Source organism: Sphingomonas sp. Leaf257 (assembly GCF_001422185.1).
GTDB lineage: Bacteria > Pseudomonadota > Alphaproteobacteria > Sphingomonadales > Sphingomonadaceae > Sphingomonas > Sphingomonas yabuuchiae.
In genome coordinates, this window is sequence record NZ_LMMH01000003.1 from 62,485 (window position 1) to 79,159 (window position 16,675).

Consider the following 16,675-nt stretch of genomic DNA (forward strand, 5'->3'; position numbering starts at 1 on the left):
TATGATTTTACTGACATAGTGATACAACACACATATCAACATTTTGCCATTTACCGCGCCCAAAGAAAAAGGGGCGGCTCCCGTGGAACCGCCCCTTGCAAGGGGGATCCGCCGAAGCGAACCCTGGGGTTAGAAGTTGAACTTGGCGCCAGCGCGGAACTGGCGGCCGAAGATGCCGTCGCCGCCCTGCACCGCATTGTACAGATACGCGCCGTAGGTGACCGGATCGACCGGGGGCAGGCGGTTGAAGACGTTCAGGACGTTCACATAGAATGTGAACTTGTCGTTGACCTTGAACGACGCGTTCGCGTCCGCGGTGATGTAGCTCTTCACGCGGCAGCCGAAATAGGCCGGAGCCTGGCCGCAATCCTTGTACGCATCGCCTTGGTCCATGGCCGACAGGTCATAGCCCGAGGTGTAGTTGACCGTCCCCGTCAGCGCGAAGTCGCCGAAGTCAAAGGTGTTGACCCAGTTGCCCTTCCACTCGAACGTGCCCGAACCGGCCGTCAGGTTGAAGTTGCCCAGCGTGTCGACATAGGTCTGGCGCTTGCCGTCCACCGTCGTGCTCAGCTCCAGGATCAGGCTGGCGTTCAGGTTGGTGTTCCAGCGGAACGAACCGAAGTCGTAAAAGCCGTTCATGCCGAAATCGATGCCTTCGGACTTGATCGTCTGGGCATTGATGAGCTGCGAACGGACGAAGGCGATCTTCGGCGTGGCGTTCGGGTTGTTCACGTCGACCGCATCGGGGATGACCGTGAAGCCGCCGGGGATCGCGGTACCCGCATAATAGGCGGCGATCGCAGGCGACAGGTCGGGCGTGGTGATCGCCCCGGTCTTGCGGATGTTATAGTAATCCACGGTCAGCGACAGGCCGCGCACCGGATCGACCTTGATACCGGCGGTGAAGCTGCGCGACTTTTCAGGCGCCAGATCCTGCGATGCCAGCGTCGTCTGGCCGATCGAGTAGTTGGAGATATAGCCCGAGCAGTTGGTCGGCGTCTTCTGCGAACAGATCTGACCCGCGCCCGGATTGATGCTGTACTGGCTCAGGAAGGCGTCGGGGATGCTGCTCAGCGACTGGGTCACATAACCCGTGGTGGGCAGCGCGTTCGCCTCGCCGAAGGACGGGATGCGGAAGCCGCGCGAATAGGTGCCGCGCAGCGTCACCTGGCGGATCGGCTTGAAGATCGCACCGAACTTCGGCGAGAAGGCGCTCTGACCGCTCGAATAATGGTCATAGCGACCCGAGGCGTTCAACGTCAGCTGATCGACGACCGGCGCGTTGACCTCGTAGAAAGCCGACGAGACGGTGCGGTTGCCCTTGGTGCCGAATGCATTCAGGCGGAAATAGCGCTGGGTCGGGCCGTTTTCGTCCGAATTGGCGCTGGGCGCGTCGATCGCTTCGTAGAAGATCGAGCCGCCGACCGCGACGCGCAGGTCGCCGCCCGGCAGGGTCATGATCGCCTTGCCCAGCGTGAACTGCGCCTGGAGCAGATCCGAGCTGTCGTTGGTGATGTTGGTCGGCGTCAGATAGTTCAGCGTCGCCTGGCTGTTCTGGCCCGGGTTGATGAAGTTGTAGCTGCCGTCCTTGATCACATCGAGCAGGTGCTGGATGTAGACATAGCCGTTCTGCTCGAGGCGCAGATCGGTGTGCATCGCGGTCGCATCGAAGCGATAGTCGACGTCGTTCAGGATCGTGCCGTTGATCCCGAAGGCGGCGCGGTAGACGCGGCTGCGGGTGTTGGTCGATTCGAAGCTGTTCGGCAGCTGGCCGACCAGACGCGCGACTTGCCCTGCGGCGGCGAAGGGATTGTTCGGGTTCAGCGTCCCGTTGGTCACGTTGCACGCGCCGACCGTCGTGCGCGGGCACACATAGACCGGCAGCGCCAGGATCGCCGAGTTGGGATCGATCGCCGAGGTCGGGTTCTGCGACGTCGAATATTGCGGGAAGAGGATACCGGCGGGGGCATTGGCGCGGATCACCGTCGGGGTGCCGGTATAGCTGGTCGTCGCCTGCTGGAAATTGACCTGCAGATAGGCTTCGGACGTGTCACCGATCTTGGCGGTGAAGCGTGCCGAACCGCCGACACGCTCGATGTCCGGGGTGATGTTGCCGTACAGGCGCTGGGTGTCGACCTGACAGACCGTGCCCGGTGCGGTGGCGTTGGCGGGAAGCGCCAGTTCGGCCGCGGTCGGGTTGTACGGATTGCCGGTGAGGCAGCCCGCCGCCGGGTTCAGCAGCTGATAGCGGCCGAGCGCGGTGGTGTTGGTCGCATCCGCCGGGCGGACATAGAAGTTCGGCGTGTTGATCGCGAAGCCGTTGGTGAACTGGTTGTTCGCGTCCAGGCCGTTGGCGATGTTGTTCGGACCGCAGACCAGCGAGCCGGTGCGGTTGGAGCAGATGCCGCGCTCGTCGCTGGTGTTGTAGGGCGCGGGCAGCTGGCTCGCGCGGACGCCTTCCGAACGATAATAGAAGCCGCTGACATAGGCGTTATAGCCCTGCTCATCCAGGTCGCCGGTGCCTGCGGTCAGCGAGACGCGCTGGTTGGCGTTGTAGCCGCGCTGCGAGATGCCCGCCTCGGCGCGTCCCATCACGCCCTTCACCGAACGCTTGGTGATGATGTTGACCACACCCGCGATCGCGTCCGCGCCGTAGCTCGATGAAGCGCCGTCACGCAGCACTTCGACGCGGTCGACGATGTCGTCCGGAATGGTGTTCAGATCGACGAAGTTGCGCGTGCCGTCGTCCGACAGCGGGTAATAGGCGGCGCGCAGGCCGTCGAACAGCACCAGCGTCGAGTTGGTCGACAGGCCGCGCAGCGACACCGACGAGGCACCGCTCGCAAAGGCGCCATTGGCGGTGAACGAGTTGGTCAGCGCCGGGCCATTGTTCGATGCCAGCGCCTGGATGCCCGCCTGCACCGTGTTGATGCCGCGCACGTCGAGATTCTCGGCGGTGATCGTCGAGACCGGCGACACGCCGGTATCGGCACCGCGAATGATCGAGCCGGTAACGACGATATCGCCGCCGGTGCCCGCGTCCGCCTGTTCGGCGCCCTGCGCCACCTGGGCATTGGCTTCGGCATTCTGATTGGCGGCCGGCACGCTCTGCGCAAACGCGGGCGCGCCCAACAGCATCGACAGCGGCGCAACGGTGGCCAACAGGCCCAGCTTGCGCGGCCCCATCCACGAATAGGTCATAGTCTATACCCCTTTTCCCGTCCGGCGTCCGATTTCGGCTCGCCGGTTTACCTGACTTCATGAAACGGAATTTCCGTTCCGTAACTGAATGTTGCTTGATTGGTACGGAGCAATACCATTGTAAAGATGGGAAAAATGCAACGGGCGACCGAGCGTTACGCCATGACGGATGGGACATACACTCTTACGCAAGGTCATGATATCGATTGTAGGTGAAGGTCGCGGTCACATCTTTGATACATTTTGCGACAATATTTTTGCCATATCGCGCCCTTCAACCACCTGACCGTGGAATGGCTCGACACAAAAAAGGGCGGCGGACCAACAGGTCCACCGCCCCTTCCTTCATGGGTCAGAACGAAGGTTTAGAAAGTGAAACGTACCGAGGCGAAGAAGTCGCGACCCAGCACGTCATAGACGCCCGGATAGGTATTCGACTGTTCCTGGTTCAGACCAAGAACCTTTGGCTTCTTGTCGAACAGGTTATTCACGCCGATCGCAAAATTCATGTTGTTGGTGACATCGAACGCGAAGGTCAGGTCAAACACGTCGTATGCGGGGATACGCTCGACGAAGTAGGTCGTATCAGGATCGTCGTCACGAACGCCCGACAGGTGACGCCAGCGCATGCTGATGGTCGTCGGGCCGTCGAGCAGCGACGCACGGCTCGCCCACTTCCAACGAGGCGTCGGGTTTCCGCACGCCAGCGCGCCAAAGGCTCCCGCGCACTTATTGTTCAAGTCGGGCGCAGTGGCGACCGGCGTCAGGGTGTTCTTACCGGTGTAAGTGCCCTGGAACGAGAAGTTCAGACGGCTGGCCTGCTCTCCACCGAAAATCGAGAAACCGAGCTTGGTGGCGTAATCCACGGCAAAGTCGACACCCTCCACTTCCAGCTTACCGACGTTGGCATTCAGCAGCGACGGAAGGTTCTCACCATCGAACTGACCCAGTGCATTTCGCTTGCCAAGGAAGATTTGGCAATACGGGCTGCTGATGCTCTGGAAGGTATTATAGCAGAGGCTGAGCGAATTGCCGAGACCACCGCCAAAGGTGCTGATCGCATCCTTGACCTTGATATTGAAATAGTCGGCCTTGATCGTCAGCCCGCGGATGAAGGACGGCTGGAACACCGCGCCCGCGGTGATGCTATCCGACACTTCCTGCTTCAGGTTCGGGTTGCCGCCGAAAACGCCCTGGATCTGCGAGTTGATCTGGGTGCTGCTCTGACCAACCGCCGATGCAGGAACGCCGGTCGCGATGCAGAGATTGCGAATCGTGGCGTTGGTTGCGGCCGAGGCCAGCGAGCAGGGGTCGGTCGCGCTCGGGAAGTTAACCGCTGCCCCCTGATACAGCTCAGAGATATTCGGCGCACGAACCGCGCGCTGATACTGAGCGCGGAAAGTGATGTCGCGGATCGGCGCCCACTGCGCGTCGGCCGCATAGGTCCAGACGTTACCCACGCCGCTCAGCGAGTAGCTGGAATAGCGGCCTGCGCCACCCAGCTCGAGGCGGTGGAAGAATGGGCGATCCGAAATGATCGGCACGCGCAACTCGCCAAAGACTTCCTTGACGTTGTAGCTACCGCTGGTGGGATCGCCCGCGTTGAAACCAATCACGTCGCCCGACGACAGTGCCGTATCGGGCACGAACTCAGCCGACATCTTGCGATATTCGCCACCCAGGGCGAATGCCACATCGCCAGCGCCCAGGCCCAGGTTGAACAACGAGCCCGAAACCGAGGCGTTGGCCACCTGCAGCACCGACATATCGCTGTTCTGTGCGACGATCGAAATCTGATCGACCATTGCCGGGGTCAGCGTGCCCGGACCAAAGACGTTGATCGGAGTCGCGGTACCGTTAAGGCCAGCGCTGAACGCCGACTTGGAGATGTTTCCGGCTTGGATGTTCGAGTTGCGAGTACGCGCGTAGGAGTAATAGGCGTCGTAGTTCAGAGCGTCGGTAATCGCGCCACGTACGCCGACCAACAGACGGAACGCATTGCGCTCGTCGAGCGAGTTACGCGAACCGGTTTCATTGACGCGACGCTGGACCGACAGCGGGACGATACCGTCACCCACCGTGTTGCCGCCAGCCGCGATAGCGTCCAGTGCACGAAGGGCGGCGACGTCGTTGGCCGACAGGAACTGCGACACGGAGTTGATGTTGACTTGGTACGTGCCCGTCACCGGGGTCGGCGCCAACTCGTTAGCCACACGATTGTTTACGAAGGTCGCCTCGACATAGGCGGTGTGACCATCCTTGAATTCATAATCGGCATAGCCGCCGAGCAGGTAGCGCTCCTGCGGAACCATCAGGTAATTGTCGACCGCGTAATTATAGAGATCGGTCGGCGTACGGCGGCGGCTGACGCCCGGGGCGGTGAAAAAGGCGCCCGGCGAGCAGAAGACATTGCCGGTTGGACATACAGACGAACCGTAGGTCGAGGTTACACGGCCATTTGGCGTGGTCGACGAACCACCGGGGAACAGGCCGGTCGGATTGCCGTTCGCGTCGAAATTTTCCTGCTGCGCGACGCTCGAAAAGCCACGCGCGCCCTGGAGGATCGAAGCACGATTATAATATTCGCCATAGACAGTCGCATGGCCACGATCGCCCAGCTCGCCGCCAATAGCAACATAGCCCTCATAACGGCGGCCATCGCCACGCTCAGTGATGCCGTACTGACCACCCGCGATCACGCCGTTCAGGTTGTTGCGGAGGCGGAAGTTGACGACACCAGCCAACGCGTCCGAGCCGTACACGGCCGATGCACCGCCGGTCACAACGTCTACGCCTTCGAGCAGGAAGGACGGAATGGTGTTCAGATCGACAACCTGCGAGGTGTCATACGAAACCCAGCGACGACCATTGACCAAGACCATCGTCCGCTGCGGGCCGAGGCCACGCAGGTTCAAGGTCGATACACCGCCGCCTGGATTGTTCGAGAAGGCGGTCGACCCAGGAATCACCTGCGGCAGGGTGTTGATGACCTGCTCGACGTTAACCGTACCCGAAAGCTGAAACTCTTCCTGACCGACGACTGCGATCGGAGCGGCCGTCTGCAGGTCGCGACGCGCAATGCGCGAACCGGTGACGACGACTTCGCCGCCTTCGGGTTGCTGCGTCGTGGGCGAGGTGGTGACGTCGGCGTTACCGCCTGTGGCTGGCGCGGTCTGCGCCTGGGCTGCGGTGCCGATCGTGAAGGCACCCAGCATGAACGTCGTTGCGAGCAAGCGCGAACGCATTCCCTTCATATTCTAACCCCTTTTTTTGTTCATCCGTCTTCGCGGATCGGCGATGTTCACGCGGGAGACGCGCGCCATCGACTGAGTTAAGGTTTATGCAATAGTTCTGACATCAGGCAACAATCTAACACGCACAAACAGCAAAAATAGCGTGGCTTTTCGCAATCTAGTGACAAAACTGACACAGGACGTGTCGGGCGGCAGGAAGGGCAAAAGGCGTAAAATGAAGGCAATGACACCCACAAAGTCCATATTTGTCATAGTCTTAGGATGGACAGCTCTGGGCACAGCCCCAGCCGCCGCGCAGGACGCGGCGGACACCGGCCAATCCGCGTTGCTGATCGACCAGATCACTGCCTGTCGCACGGTCGGCGATGCGGAGCGCCGCCTGGCCTGTTTCGACCGGGCGGCGACGGCGCTGGCCAAGGCTCGAAACGACCGACAGATGGTCGTGCTCGACCGCGGCGAGGTCCGCCAGAAGCGGCAGTCGCTGTTCGGCCTGCGCCTGCCGGAGATCCAGCTATTCGGTCGCGACGAGGCCAAGGAACCCGAAATTCGGGAAGTCCGCTCCAAGGTGGTCCGGCTGGCCCGTTATGGTCGCGACCAATGGACCGTCTGGTTGGAACAGGGCGGTGTGTGGCGCACCACCGAAAAAGCCCGGTTCGATCCCGAGGTCGGTCAATCGGTGCGCATCTTCAAGGCTGCGATGGGCAGCTTCCGGGCATCGTTCGACAATAATCTGGCGGTGCGGATCGAACGGGTCGAATAACCCGTCACGGCATCGGCCCCGTCACCAGCAACGGGTCGAGCTTGCGACCGCGCCATTGCAGGCTCCAGTGGAGATGCGGCCCGGTCGCGCGGCCCGTGGCACCGACCGCGCCAATCGGCTGGCCCTGGCGGACATGATCGCCGACGCGGACATCGATCCGCGACAGGTGCAGGAAAGCGCTGTTCAGCCCCTGGCCGTGGTCGAGCATCAGCAGATGCCCCTCCAGCGTGAAGGGCTGCTGTGCGGCGAGGATCACGACGCCGTCGGCGGGCGCGCGGACGATGGTGCCGGTGGGAACCGCGACGTCGGTGCCGGAGTGATAGCTGCCCGGCTCGCCGCGATAGACGCGCTGCGCCCCGAACAGGCCCGAGATGCGGCCCGTCACCGGCCATGTCAGCGTCTGACGCCAGCCCTCCGCATCGGTCGCCAGCGCGCGGGCGGCCCGAATCTGGGCGAGTTCGGGGGGACGCAGCCGCTGAAACTCGGGATCGGGGACGGGATATTTGGGCAGCGTGTTCAGCCGCTCGATCCGCCAGTCGCGCGGCGCAATGGTCAGCGGCTGCCGCACCTGTCGTCCGTCGGCCAGGGTAGCAAGCAGCTCGGCGGACGGCCCGGCGTCGCGGTCGAACCCGGCCAGGAAGGCGCCGTCCAGGGCCAGCGGAACGGCCTGTCCGTCCAGCGCCACCGATACCGCGCCGGTCGGCGCCTGCCCCCGGATCAGGCCGCCCTGGCTCAGCTGCCCGGTCCAGCGGAACGGGGTCACGGGCGGGGCAACGGTGGGCGGCGCGGGGCGCGGCGTCGAGGCGGTGGGCGGCGCCACCATCGGCTCACCCGGCGCGACGCATCCGGTCAGCGCCACCACCAGCGTCCCGACGCCCCACGCCCTCATTGCGGCGCGAGGACCTTGGCGGTCGCTTCCGCGTCGGCATAGGCTTCCTGCCGCGCCGCGCTCCAATATTTCAGGTCTTCGAGCGGAATGCGCCGCCCCGTCACCGCGCACACGACATGATCGCCCGGCGACAGGACACGAAAGCCATTGGCCATATAGTGAAGCCGCGCGGGGCGATCGGTGTTCGACATCAGCATGTTGGTCTCTTTCGCGGTCAAAGGAGCGTCGGCTGATCCGGCTTGTCCTGTTTGGGCTGCTGCTCCCGCCTGGGCTTGTCATAGGTTTTGGCGGCGGGCCGCTCAAGCCCGGCCGCCTCCACCGCCACGTCCACCGTGCCGTCGCGGAACCGCAAGGTCAGCGTGTCCGCCGCCCGCGCCGCCTCCGCCGAGGACAGGGTCTCGCCGCCCGGCCGCGCGGTGATGCGGGCATAGCCACGCTCCAGGATACGGTCGGGGTTGAGCGACTGGACCAGCCGCCAGGTCGAGGCCAGCCGGTCGCGCCCGCGCTCGACCTGTCGCTCCAGGATCGCCGGGCGCAGCGCCGCGCCCGCCCGGTCCAGCCCGCCGCGCGCCAGCGTCACCCGCCGCTCCAGCCCGCGATCCAGCCGCGCCCCCGCCTCGTCCGCCCGCTGGCGCTGCGGCCCCAGCAACTGGTCGCGCTTGGGCAGCAGCCGTGCCATCGCGTCGAGCCGCTCGCGGCCGCGCTCGACATAGCGGCGGGCGCAGCGCTCGGTACGCTGGCGATGGCTGGCGACCGTCAGGCGCAGATCGGCAAGCACCGGCACCGCGATCTCCGCCGCTGCGGTCGGGGTCGGCGCACGCAAATCGGCGGCATAGTCGCACAGGGTCGTGTCGGTCTCATGCCCCACCGCCGAGATGATCGGGATCGAGCATTCCGCCACCGCACGCACCACGACTTCCTCGTTGAACGACCAGAGATCCTCGATCGAGCCGCCGCCGCGCGCGACGATCACCAGATCGGGTCGCGGCACCGGACCGCCGGGCGCGATCGCGTCGAAGCCTCGGATCGCGGCGGCAACCTCGTCCGCCGAGCCCGCGCCCTGCACCTTGACCGGCCAGACGATGACATGGGTCGGGCAGCGATCCTCCAGCCGGTGGAGGATGTCGCGGATCACCGCGCCGGTCGGCGAGGTGACGACGCCGATCACCGGCGGCATGAAGGGCAGCGGCTTTTTCCGCTCGCGGGCGAACAGCCCCTCGCCCGCCAGTTTCGCCTTCAGCTTCTCGAACAACGCCATCAGCGCGCCCGCACCCGCCAATTCCATCCGCTCGACGACGATCTGGTATTTGGACCGGCCGGGGAAGGTGGTCAGGCGGCCGGTGGCGATCACCTCGATCCCGTCCTGCGGCTTGAAGGGCAGCGTATTCGCCGCGCCCTTCCACATCACCGCGTCGATGACCGCATTCTCATCCTTCAGGCTCATATAGACATGGCCCGAGGTGGCGCGCTTATAGCCCGAAATCTCGCCGCGCAGGCGAACATGGCCGAATTCGCCCTCCACCATCCGCTTCAGCTTCAGGCTGAGTTCGCCGACCGATAGCGCGAGCGCGTTGTCGCCGGCGATCTCCTCGGCTACCAGCCTCGAACTTTCGTCATAGGGATAAGGATCGGGCATGAACGTCCTGCTGCTGGGATCGGGTGGCCGCGAACACGCGCTGGCGTGGAAGCTGGCACAGTCGAACGGGTTAGATACGCTCTACGCCGCGCCCGGCAACCCCGGTATCGCCGCGCACGCGACCTGCGTCGCGCTGAACGCGACCGATCACGCCGCCGTGGTCGCCTTCGTCAAGGAGCATGGCGTGGGCCTGGTCGTGGTCGGCCCCGAGGCGCCGCTGGTCGATGGCCTGGCCGATTCGCTGCGCGCTGAGGGTATCCCGGTGTTCGGGCCGAGCAAGGCCGCCGCGCAGCTGGAGGGGTCGAAGGGCTTCACCAAGGACCTGTGCCGCCGCGCCGACATCCCGACCGCCGGTTATGTCCGCGTGAACACGCTGGCGGAGGCGCAAGCCGCGCTTGCCGGCACCTTCGGCCTGCCGGTCGTCATCAAGGCCGATGGCCTGGCGGCGGGCAAGGGCGTGACCGTCGCCTTCACCAAGGCCGAGGCCGAGGGCGCGATCACCGACCTGTTCTCCGTCCCCGGCGCCGAGGTGGTGATCGAGGAATTCTTGGAGGGCGAAGAAGCGAGCCTGTTCGTGCTGACCGATGGCGAAGCGCTCCTGCCCTTCGGCTCGGCGCAGGATCACAAGCGCGTCGGCGACGGCGATACCGGCCCCAATACCGGCGGCATGGGCGCCTATAGCCCCGCGCGGGTCCTGACGCCCGAGCTGGAGAGCCAAGCGATCGACCGGATCGTCCGCCCGACCGTCGATACGCTTCGCGCCGAGGGGATGCCGTTTTCGGGCGTGCTCTATGCCGGGCTGATGCTGACCGAGCAGGGGCCGAAGCTGATCGAGTATAATGCCCGTTTCGGCGATCCCGAATGCCAGGTGCTGATGCTGCGTTTCCAGGGCGATCTGCTGGCGGTGATGCTGGCGGTGGCCGAGGGGCGGCTGGCCGAACTGCCCGCGCCCGCTTTCTCGGAGGACCCGGCGCTGACCGTCGTCATGGCGGCGGCGGGCTATCCCGGCACGCCCAAGGCGGGTGGCAGCATCGACGCGATCGACGCCGCCGAGGCGACCGGCGCGGTGGTGTTCCAGGCGGGCACCAGGATGGACGGCGAACAGCTGGTCGCCAGCGGCGGCCGCGTGCTGGCCGTGACCGCCAGCGCCGCCACGGTGGGCGAGGCCCAGGCCGCCGCATACCGCGCGGTCGATGCAATCCGCTTCCCCGATGGCTTCTGCCGCCGCGACATCGGCTGGCGCGAGGTTGCGCGCGAAGCGGGAACCGAGGCTTGATCCCAGTGATTGGGGTTCGCGACGCGGGCCCCGGGGCCAATGGGTGGACAATAGGGTAACGCCATGAACGACACGACCGCAGCACCGGCGACAAGCCTCATCCCCGATGGCGTGGCGGCCATCACGACCATCCATTTCGTCCTGCTCGCCATCGTCGCGCTGGCGGCGATCGCGATGATCGTGGTCGGGATGCGCCTGAAGCACCGCCGCAAAAAGGCTGCGCTCCGGGTGGAGGAAAATGCGCAGGAAGCCGGGCTCTCGGTGCGCCAGCCCGACCGCAAGCCGATCAGCGAAGCCTCGCTGACCGAGCCCAAGGCGAGCCCGACGCCCGCTCCGGCTCCGGTTTCGGCGCCAGCCCCGGCCCCGACGCCAGCGCCCGTCCCCGCGCCAGTCATGCCGACGCCCAGTGCACCCGAAGAGCCGACCATCGCGGACGAGCCGCTGAACGACGAGCCGGTCGCCGCCGCCGCGCCGATGACCGCCAGCCCGGCCGCCGAAGCTGCGCCCGCTCCTGCTGAATCTGCGGCCGAACCGGCACGCCCGGAATATCAGCCGATCACACTGCTCAAGGGCCTGGGCCCCAAGCTGACCCAGAAGCTGGCCGAACATGGCATCACCACGGTCGGCGACATGGCCGCGCTCAGCGAAGCACAAGCACAGGCGCTCGATGCGCAGCTGGGGGCCTTTTCGGGCCGCATGGCGCGCGACCGCTGGCTGGAACAGGCGCGACTGCTCGCGGCGGGCGACCGTGCGGGGTTCGAGGCGGTGTTCGGGCGGCTCTGACGGAACGCCCCGCCGCCCGGCCGGTTGAGCCGCGATGACCACGCTCGATCCCGGCACCACCGCCCTTATCCTCATCGACCTGCAACAGGGCATCGTACCGCATGCGGGCGGCCCGCGATCCGGCGACGAGGTGGTGGCGACCGCCAAGACGCTCGTCGCCCGCTTCCGCGAGGCGGGCGCGCCGGTCGTGCTGGTCCATGTCGGCTTCACGCCCGAGACGCTGCCCAGCCTCAACGCCGACCGCCCCAGCCTGCCGCCGGAGGGCACGCCGCCCGCCTTCAGCGAACTGCTCCCCAACCTGCGCCAGCCCGGCGACATCGTGGTGCTGAAGCATCATTGGGGGGCCTTCACCGGCACCGACCTGGACCTGCAATTGCGGCGGCGTGGGGTACGCACGGTGGTGATCGCGGGCATCTCGACGAACATGGGCGTCGAATCGACCGCCCGCTCGGCCTGGGAACTGTCCTATGATGTGGTCATCGCCGAGGACGCCTGCGCCTCGCGCTCGGCCGAACTCCATGCCTTTGCCATCGAGCACATCTTCCCGCTGTTTTCGCGGGTCGTGGCGTCGGGGGATATCGAGTTGGGGTGACGAGCCCGACAGTAAAAACGATCACCAGCGCCAGATGGGAACCGACGGAAGCTACTCGACGTCGCTCTCTTCCCAGATCAATTGCCTGGTGCCCCGCCGATAGCAATAGGTGGGAACACCGCCCACATCGAAATTCCCCAGACCAAAACTCACACATTCTCTGTCCGGCAGAGATACCATCTCGATGGTACGGCCTCCCATGGCCTTTTCGACCGAGATCGAGTCTTTTGCGGCCCAGCGCCGCATGGCATCTTTCACGATCGGTATTTGCGCGTGTGCACTGCGCGGGGCGGGATTCGGCAAATCGCATCCGCCGATCGACGCCATCCAAACACCGCCACGATCCAGGCATCGATCCGAAGACCACGCATCATGACCGAACCAGCCTGTCGCCATGCCAATTGCCAAAGCGAAGACGGACACGACTAGGAGGTGTACACGCATATTCGAATGATGATTCAGCGGTAGCTGGCGGTCAACGCTTCACTCTGGCGGTATGAGAATTCTACGCCTCAAGCCTCGCTGACCAAAAGCTTGTCGATCCGCCGCCCGTCCAGGTCCACCACCTCGAAGCGCCAGCCCTGTTCGACGAAGCTCTCGCCCTCCCCCGGCAGGTGGCGGAACACGGCCAGCGCCAACCCCGCGACGGTCGCATAGTCGCGGTCGTCGGGCAGGTCGATGCCGAGCCGGTCGGCCAAAGCGTCCGCCGCCATGGTGCCCGCGACCAGCAGCGACCCGTCGTCGCGTTCGACCACCGAGGGCGCCTCGCCCGGATCGGCGTCGGAGGCGAATTCGCCCGCGATCGCGGCCAGCAGGTCGGACGGGGTCACGATCCCCTCGAAATGGCCATACTCGTCATGGATCAGCGCCATCGGTACCTCGGCCTGGCGCAGCGCCAGCAGCACGTCCATCGCGTCGATCCGGTCGATCACCACCGGCGCCTTGCGCATCAGGTGCTTGAGGTCGAGCGGCTCGCCCCGGAACAGCGCCATGGCGATGTCGCGCGCCTGCACCACGCCGACCACCGCGTCGATCGAGCCCTCCCCCACCGGCAGGCGGGTGCGCGGGCTTTCCAGCAGCTTGGAACGGATCGCCGCGTCGTCCAGCGTACAGTCCAGCCAGTCGATCTCGGTGCGCGGCGTCATCACCTCGCGCACCGGCCGGTCGGCCAGCCGCACCACGCCCGAAATGATCGAGCGCTCATGCTCCTCGATCACGCCGGACTTGGATGCCTCGGCCACGATCAGGTGGAGCTCCTCCGCCGTCACCTGATCCTCATTGTCGCGGTTCAGGCCCAGCAGCTTGAAGATCACCCCGCTGGTCGAATCGAGCACCCAGACGATCGGCGCGGTGCCGACCGCCAGCCAGCGCATCGGCACCGCGACGAAGGCGGCGATCGGCTCGGGCTTGCGCAGCGCGAATTGCTTGGGGACCAGTTCGCCCAGGATCAGCGAGGCATAGGTGGTCAGGCCGATGACCAGCGCAAAGCCCAGGGTCGCGGCGGTCGAAGGCGACACGCCGAGTGCCTCCAGCCGGGCGGCGGTCGGCGTGCCCAGGCTGGCGCCCGAATAGGCGCCCGCGATGATGCCGGTCAGGGTGATGCCGATCTGGACGGTCGACAGGAACTTGCCCGGATCGGCGGCCAGGGTCAGCGCGGCCTGCGCCCCTTTGCGTCCGCTGCGCGCCATCGCCTCCAGGCGGGCACGGCGAGACGATACGATCGCCAGCTCGCTCATCGCGAATGCGCCATTCAACGCGACGAGCGCGAGAATGATGAGGACGTCGATCCACGGAAAGGGGGGCAGCGTTGCCATCGTTATGGGGTGCTCATAGCGGGCCGGACAGGGCTTCGACAACTCCTGTCGTCATGTTCCGTTCAGTTCACCTGCGGAACAAGGCGGTCCGACGCGGCGTTCCGGGGGTCGAGACGCCGTCCGAAACTAACAAGGATCATGTTTATGCGACTGCCCGCCAAATTTCTGACCGCCGCCGCGCTGTCCGCCCTCGTCGCCACCTCGGCCTGCACCACCGACCCGGAGACGGGGCAGCAGCGCCTGTCCAAGGCCGCGATCGGCGGCATCGGCGGCGCGGTCGGCGGCTATCTGCTGGGCGATCTGGTCGGCGGTCGTCGCGACCGTACCGAGAAGATCCTGGGTGCAGGCATCGGCGGCCTCGCGGGGGCTGGCATCGGCGCCTATATGGACAAGCAGGAGCGCGACCTGCGCGCCCGTACTGCGGGCACCGATGTGCAGGTGGTCCGCCAGGGCGACGACCTGCTGCTGAACCTGCCCTCGGGCATCACTTTCGCCTACAATTCGTCGCAGGTGCAGCCGCAGTTCCGCCAGACGCTGGACCAGGTCGCCGACATCCTGTCGCAGTATAAGCAGACCTATATCGACGTGTATGGCCACACCGACTCGACCGGCAGCGCGGAATACAACCAGCGCCTGTCGGAACAGCGCGCGACGTCGGTCGCCGACTATCTGGCGTCGCGTGGCGTGCAGCCCGCCCGCATCGGCACGCGCGGCTTCGGCAAGTCGCAGCCGATCGCGTCGAACGACACCGAGGAAGGCCGCGCCGCCAACCGCCGCGTCGAGATCAAGATCGTGCCGATCCGCGAGGGCGATCTGCGCTGATCCGATCGCCATCGGCTTGAGGAAGGGGCCCGGGCGAGAAATCGCCCGGGCCCCTTTCTACTTCATCGGGCCGTCATGCTTCCGTCATGGCGGACACACTCTACTGGCCCGTGTTGGATCACTCTTTCCGTAAAAGGGCAGACGAGCCGCATGCCGCAAGGACCGGACAAGAATTCTTCTGCCGTCACGCGGACTGGCGCGCTGCTGACCGGGATACTGGTCTTTGCCGCGCTCCTGATCTTGGATGCATGGGATATCGCGCCCCACTCCGCACTCCGTGCGGGCATCGTCGGCGGAGGGAGCGCCATTGTCGCGATGCTGCTGATTCGCCTCTTCCATAATCGCAAGGCCCCCTGAGGCTGCCCTATCGCCGCACCGCGAAGAAATTGCGGAGCAGGTCAGCGGCCTCCCCCTCACCCATCCCGGCATACACCTCTGGCCGATGATGACAGGTCGGCTGCCCAAAGAAGCGTGGGCCATGCTCTACCGCGCCGCCCTTGGGGTCGCTTGCGGCGTAATAGAGCCGGGCGATTCGGGCATGGGCGATGGCGCCTGCGCACATGGCACAGGGCTCCAGCGTAACCCACAGGTCGCAATCCTCCAGCCGGTCCCGCCCCAGCATCAAGGCCGCCGCGCGAATCGCCTGGATTTCGGCATGGGCGGTGGGGTCGTGGAGGCGGCGGGGCGCGTTGGCGCCGGTCGCGATGATCGTACCGCCCCGCACCACCACCGCACCCACCGGCACCTCGCCTGCCAGCCCCGCCTGGATAGCGGCATCGAGCGCGGCGCGCATCGGAGCGGGGAGCGGAAACATCGCCCCTCCCTGCCCCGCGCCCGTCATCCGGGCAAGGGCGCTTCGGCGTGCTTGCTTTGGCCCACTTACTGGGCGTTGGCCTGGGTCGTGTCGGCGGGCTTTTCGACGCTCACCGTCGGCACTTCGACCGTCTTCTGGGTCGTGCCGACCGACACCTTGGGCCCTTCGGCGCGGAAGCTGGGCGCCTGGACGACCGCCGGGCGGGTCTGGTCGATGCTGATCCAGCCCATCGCCATGGCTCCGGCGGCCAGCAGGAGGACGATGCCCAACAGGACGAGAAAAGCGCGCATGATCCTGGCTCCCAAAGGTTCGTTGCCGTAACAACGCAGCCGACGAAGCGCAGTTGCACCGGCGATCGGCATGGCGGATCGTGGCGAATTGCAGGGGCGATTGCGGGGAATCGGTTGACGCCACCCCCCGGACGGGGTATCGGCGCGGCCTTTCCGGGCACTGCCTGAAACCAGGATAACGATCATGTCGCGCATTTGCGAGCTGACCGGCAAGGGCCGGCAGGTGGGTAACAACGTTTCCCACGCCAACAACAAGACCAAGCGTACGTTCCTGCCGAACCTGCAGAACGTCACGCTGATTTCGGACTCGCTCGAGAAGAGCGTCCGTCTTCGCGTTTCGACTCACGGCCTGCGCTCGGTCGAGCACAATGGCGGCCTGGACAACTGGCTGGTCAAGACCTCGGACGATCAGCTTTCGCTGCGCGTGCGTCGCCTGAAGCGCGACGTCGTCAAGAAGCTGGCCGCCGCCAAGACCGAAGCCGCCGCCGCTTAATCAGCGACGCGTCGGTTGACGGGTTGAAGCCCGCCGCTCCCCGGAGCGGCG

General features: G+C 65.5%; 16 protein-coding genes. 7 read left to right on the forward strand and 9 right to left on the reverse strand.

The window, feature by feature from the left end:
- Positions 1 to 129: 129 nt before the first annotated feature.
- Together ASF14_RS04220 and ASF14_RS04225 are read right to left on the reverse strand one after the other, a co-directional pair.
- Complete coding sequence (locus ASF14_RS04220; protein WP_056432123.1) at positions 130 to 3,201, reverse strand: TonB-dependent receptor domain-containing protein; 3,072 nt, start codon at positions 3,199 to 3,201, stop codon at positions 130 to 132.
- 365 nt (positions 3,202 to 3,566) lie between these two features.
- Positions 3,567 to 6,455, reverse strand: a complete 2,889-nt coding sequence (locus ASF14_RS04225; RefSeq protein WP_056432126.1) for a TonB-dependent receptor domain-containing protein — start codon at positions 6,453 to 6,455, stop codon at positions 3,567 to 3,569.
- 325 nt (positions 6,456 to 6,780) lie between these two features.
- On the opposite strand from ASF14_RS04225, the gene ASF14_RS04230 reads away from it, so the two are divergent.
- Positions 6,781 to 7,215, forward strand: a complete 435-nt coding sequence (locus ASF14_RS04230) for a hypothetical protein (protein WP_056432129.1) — start codon at positions 6,781 to 6,783, stop codon at positions 7,213 to 7,215.
- A gap of 4 nt (positions 7,216 to 7,219) precedes the next feature.
- On the opposite strand, the gene ASF14_RS04235 is transcribed toward ASF14_RS04230, so the two are convergent.
- From ASF14_RS04235 to xseA, 3 genes are read right to left on the reverse strand one after another with little or no spacing between them, the layout of a single operon-like run.
- Positions 7,220 to 8,104 (reverse strand): M23 family metallopeptidase, encoded by an 885-nt coding sequence (locus tag ASF14_RS04235; RefSeq protein ID WP_082442064.1) that lies wholly within the window; start codon positions 8,102 to 8,104, stop codon positions 7,220 to 7,222.
- Complete coding sequence (locus ASF14_RS04240) at positions 8,101 to 8,301, reverse strand: DUF2093 domain-containing protein (protein WP_056432488.1); 201 nt, start codon at positions 8,299 to 8,301, stop codon at positions 8,101 to 8,103. The genes ASF14_RS04235 and ASF14_RS04240 overlap by 4 nt, the downstream gene beginning before the upstream one ends.
- A gap of 17 nt (positions 8,302 to 8,318) precedes the next feature.
- Positions 8,319 to 9,740, reverse strand: a complete 1,422-nt coding sequence (gene xseA, locus ASF14_RS04245; RefSeq protein ID WP_056432131.1) for an exodeoxyribonuclease VII large subunit — start codon at positions 9,738 to 9,740, stop codon at positions 8,319 to 8,321.
- Between xseA and purD the strand changes: the two genes are divergently transcribed.
- The 3 genes from purD (at position 9,739) to ASF14_RS04260 (ending at position 12,391) form a co-directional block, all read left to right on the forward strand.
- Positions 9,739 to 11,016: a phosphoribosylamine--glycine ligase gene (purD, locus tag ASF14_RS04250; RefSeq protein WP_056432133.1), complete on the forward strand. Its 1,278-nt coding sequence runs from the start codon at positions 9,739 to 9,741 to the stop codon at positions 11,014 to 11,016. The genes xseA and purD overlap by 2 nt on opposite strands.
- 63 nt (positions 11,017 to 11,079) lie before the next feature.
- Positions 11,080 to 11,799, forward strand: a complete 720-nt coding sequence (locus ASF14_RS04255) for a hypothetical protein (RefSeq protein ID WP_056432136.1) — start codon at positions 11,080 to 11,082, stop codon at positions 11,797 to 11,799.
- 34 nt (positions 11,800 to 11,833) lie between these two features.
- Positions 11,834 to 12,391, forward strand: a complete 558-nt coding sequence (locus tag ASF14_RS04260) for a hydrolase (protein WP_056432140.1) — start codon at positions 11,834 to 11,836, stop codon at positions 12,389 to 12,391.
- A 51-nt stretch (positions 12,392 to 12,442) separates the two neighbouring features.
- Here the strand turns inward: ASF14_RS04260 and ASF14_RS04265 are convergent, their stop codons facing one another.
- Positions 12,443 to 12,787: a hypothetical protein gene (locus ASF14_RS04265; RefSeq protein ID WP_168371500.1), complete on the reverse strand. Its 345-nt coding sequence runs from the start codon at positions 12,785 to 12,787 to the stop codon at positions 12,443 to 12,445.
- 116 nt (positions 12,788 to 12,903) lie between these two features.
- On the reverse strand, positions 12,904 to 14,205 hold the full coding sequence (locus ASF14_RS04270; protein ID WP_056432146.1) for a hemolysin family protein: 1,302 nt from the start codon (positions 14,203 to 14,205) through the stop codon (positions 12,904 to 12,906).
- A gap of 144 nt (positions 14,206 to 14,349) precedes the next feature.
- On the opposite strand from ASF14_RS04270, the gene ASF14_RS04275 reads away from it, so the two are divergent.
- Positions 14,350 to 15,027 (forward strand): OmpA family protein, encoded by a 678-nt coding sequence (locus tag ASF14_RS04275; protein WP_056432149.1) that lies wholly within the window; start codon positions 14,350 to 14,352, stop codon positions 15,025 to 15,027.
- Positions 15,028 to 15,177: 150 nt separating this feature from the next.
- Complete coding sequence (locus ASF14_RS04280; protein WP_056432151.1) at positions 15,178 to 15,384, forward strand: hypothetical protein; 207 nt, start codon at positions 15,178 to 15,180, stop codon at positions 15,382 to 15,384.
- A gap of 7 nt (positions 15,385 to 15,391) precedes the next feature.
- Here ASF14_RS04280 and ASF14_RS04285 read toward each other — a convergent pair whose 3' ends face one another.
- Positions 15,392 to 15,841, reverse strand: coding sequence for a nucleoside deaminase (locus ASF14_RS04285; protein ID WP_168371501.1), 450 nt, complete (start codon positions 15,839 to 15,841; stop codon positions 15,392 to 15,394).
- A 65-nt stretch (positions 15,842 to 15,906) separates the two neighbouring features.
- Positions 15,907 to 16,131 (reverse strand): hypothetical protein, encoded by a 225-nt coding sequence (locus tag ASF14_RS04290; protein ID WP_056432156.1) that lies wholly within the window; start codon positions 16,129 to 16,131, stop codon positions 15,907 to 15,909.
- 184 nt (positions 16,132 to 16,315) lie between these two features.
- Here ASF14_RS04290 and rpmB point away from each other — a divergent pair, with 184 nt between their 5' ends.
- Entirely contained in the window at positions 16,316 to 16,624 is a 309-nt protein-coding gene (gene rpmB / locus ASF14_RS04295) for a 50S ribosomal protein L28 (protein ID WP_056432158.1), read from the forward strand.
- Positions 16,625 to 16,675: the final 51 nt, after the last annotated feature.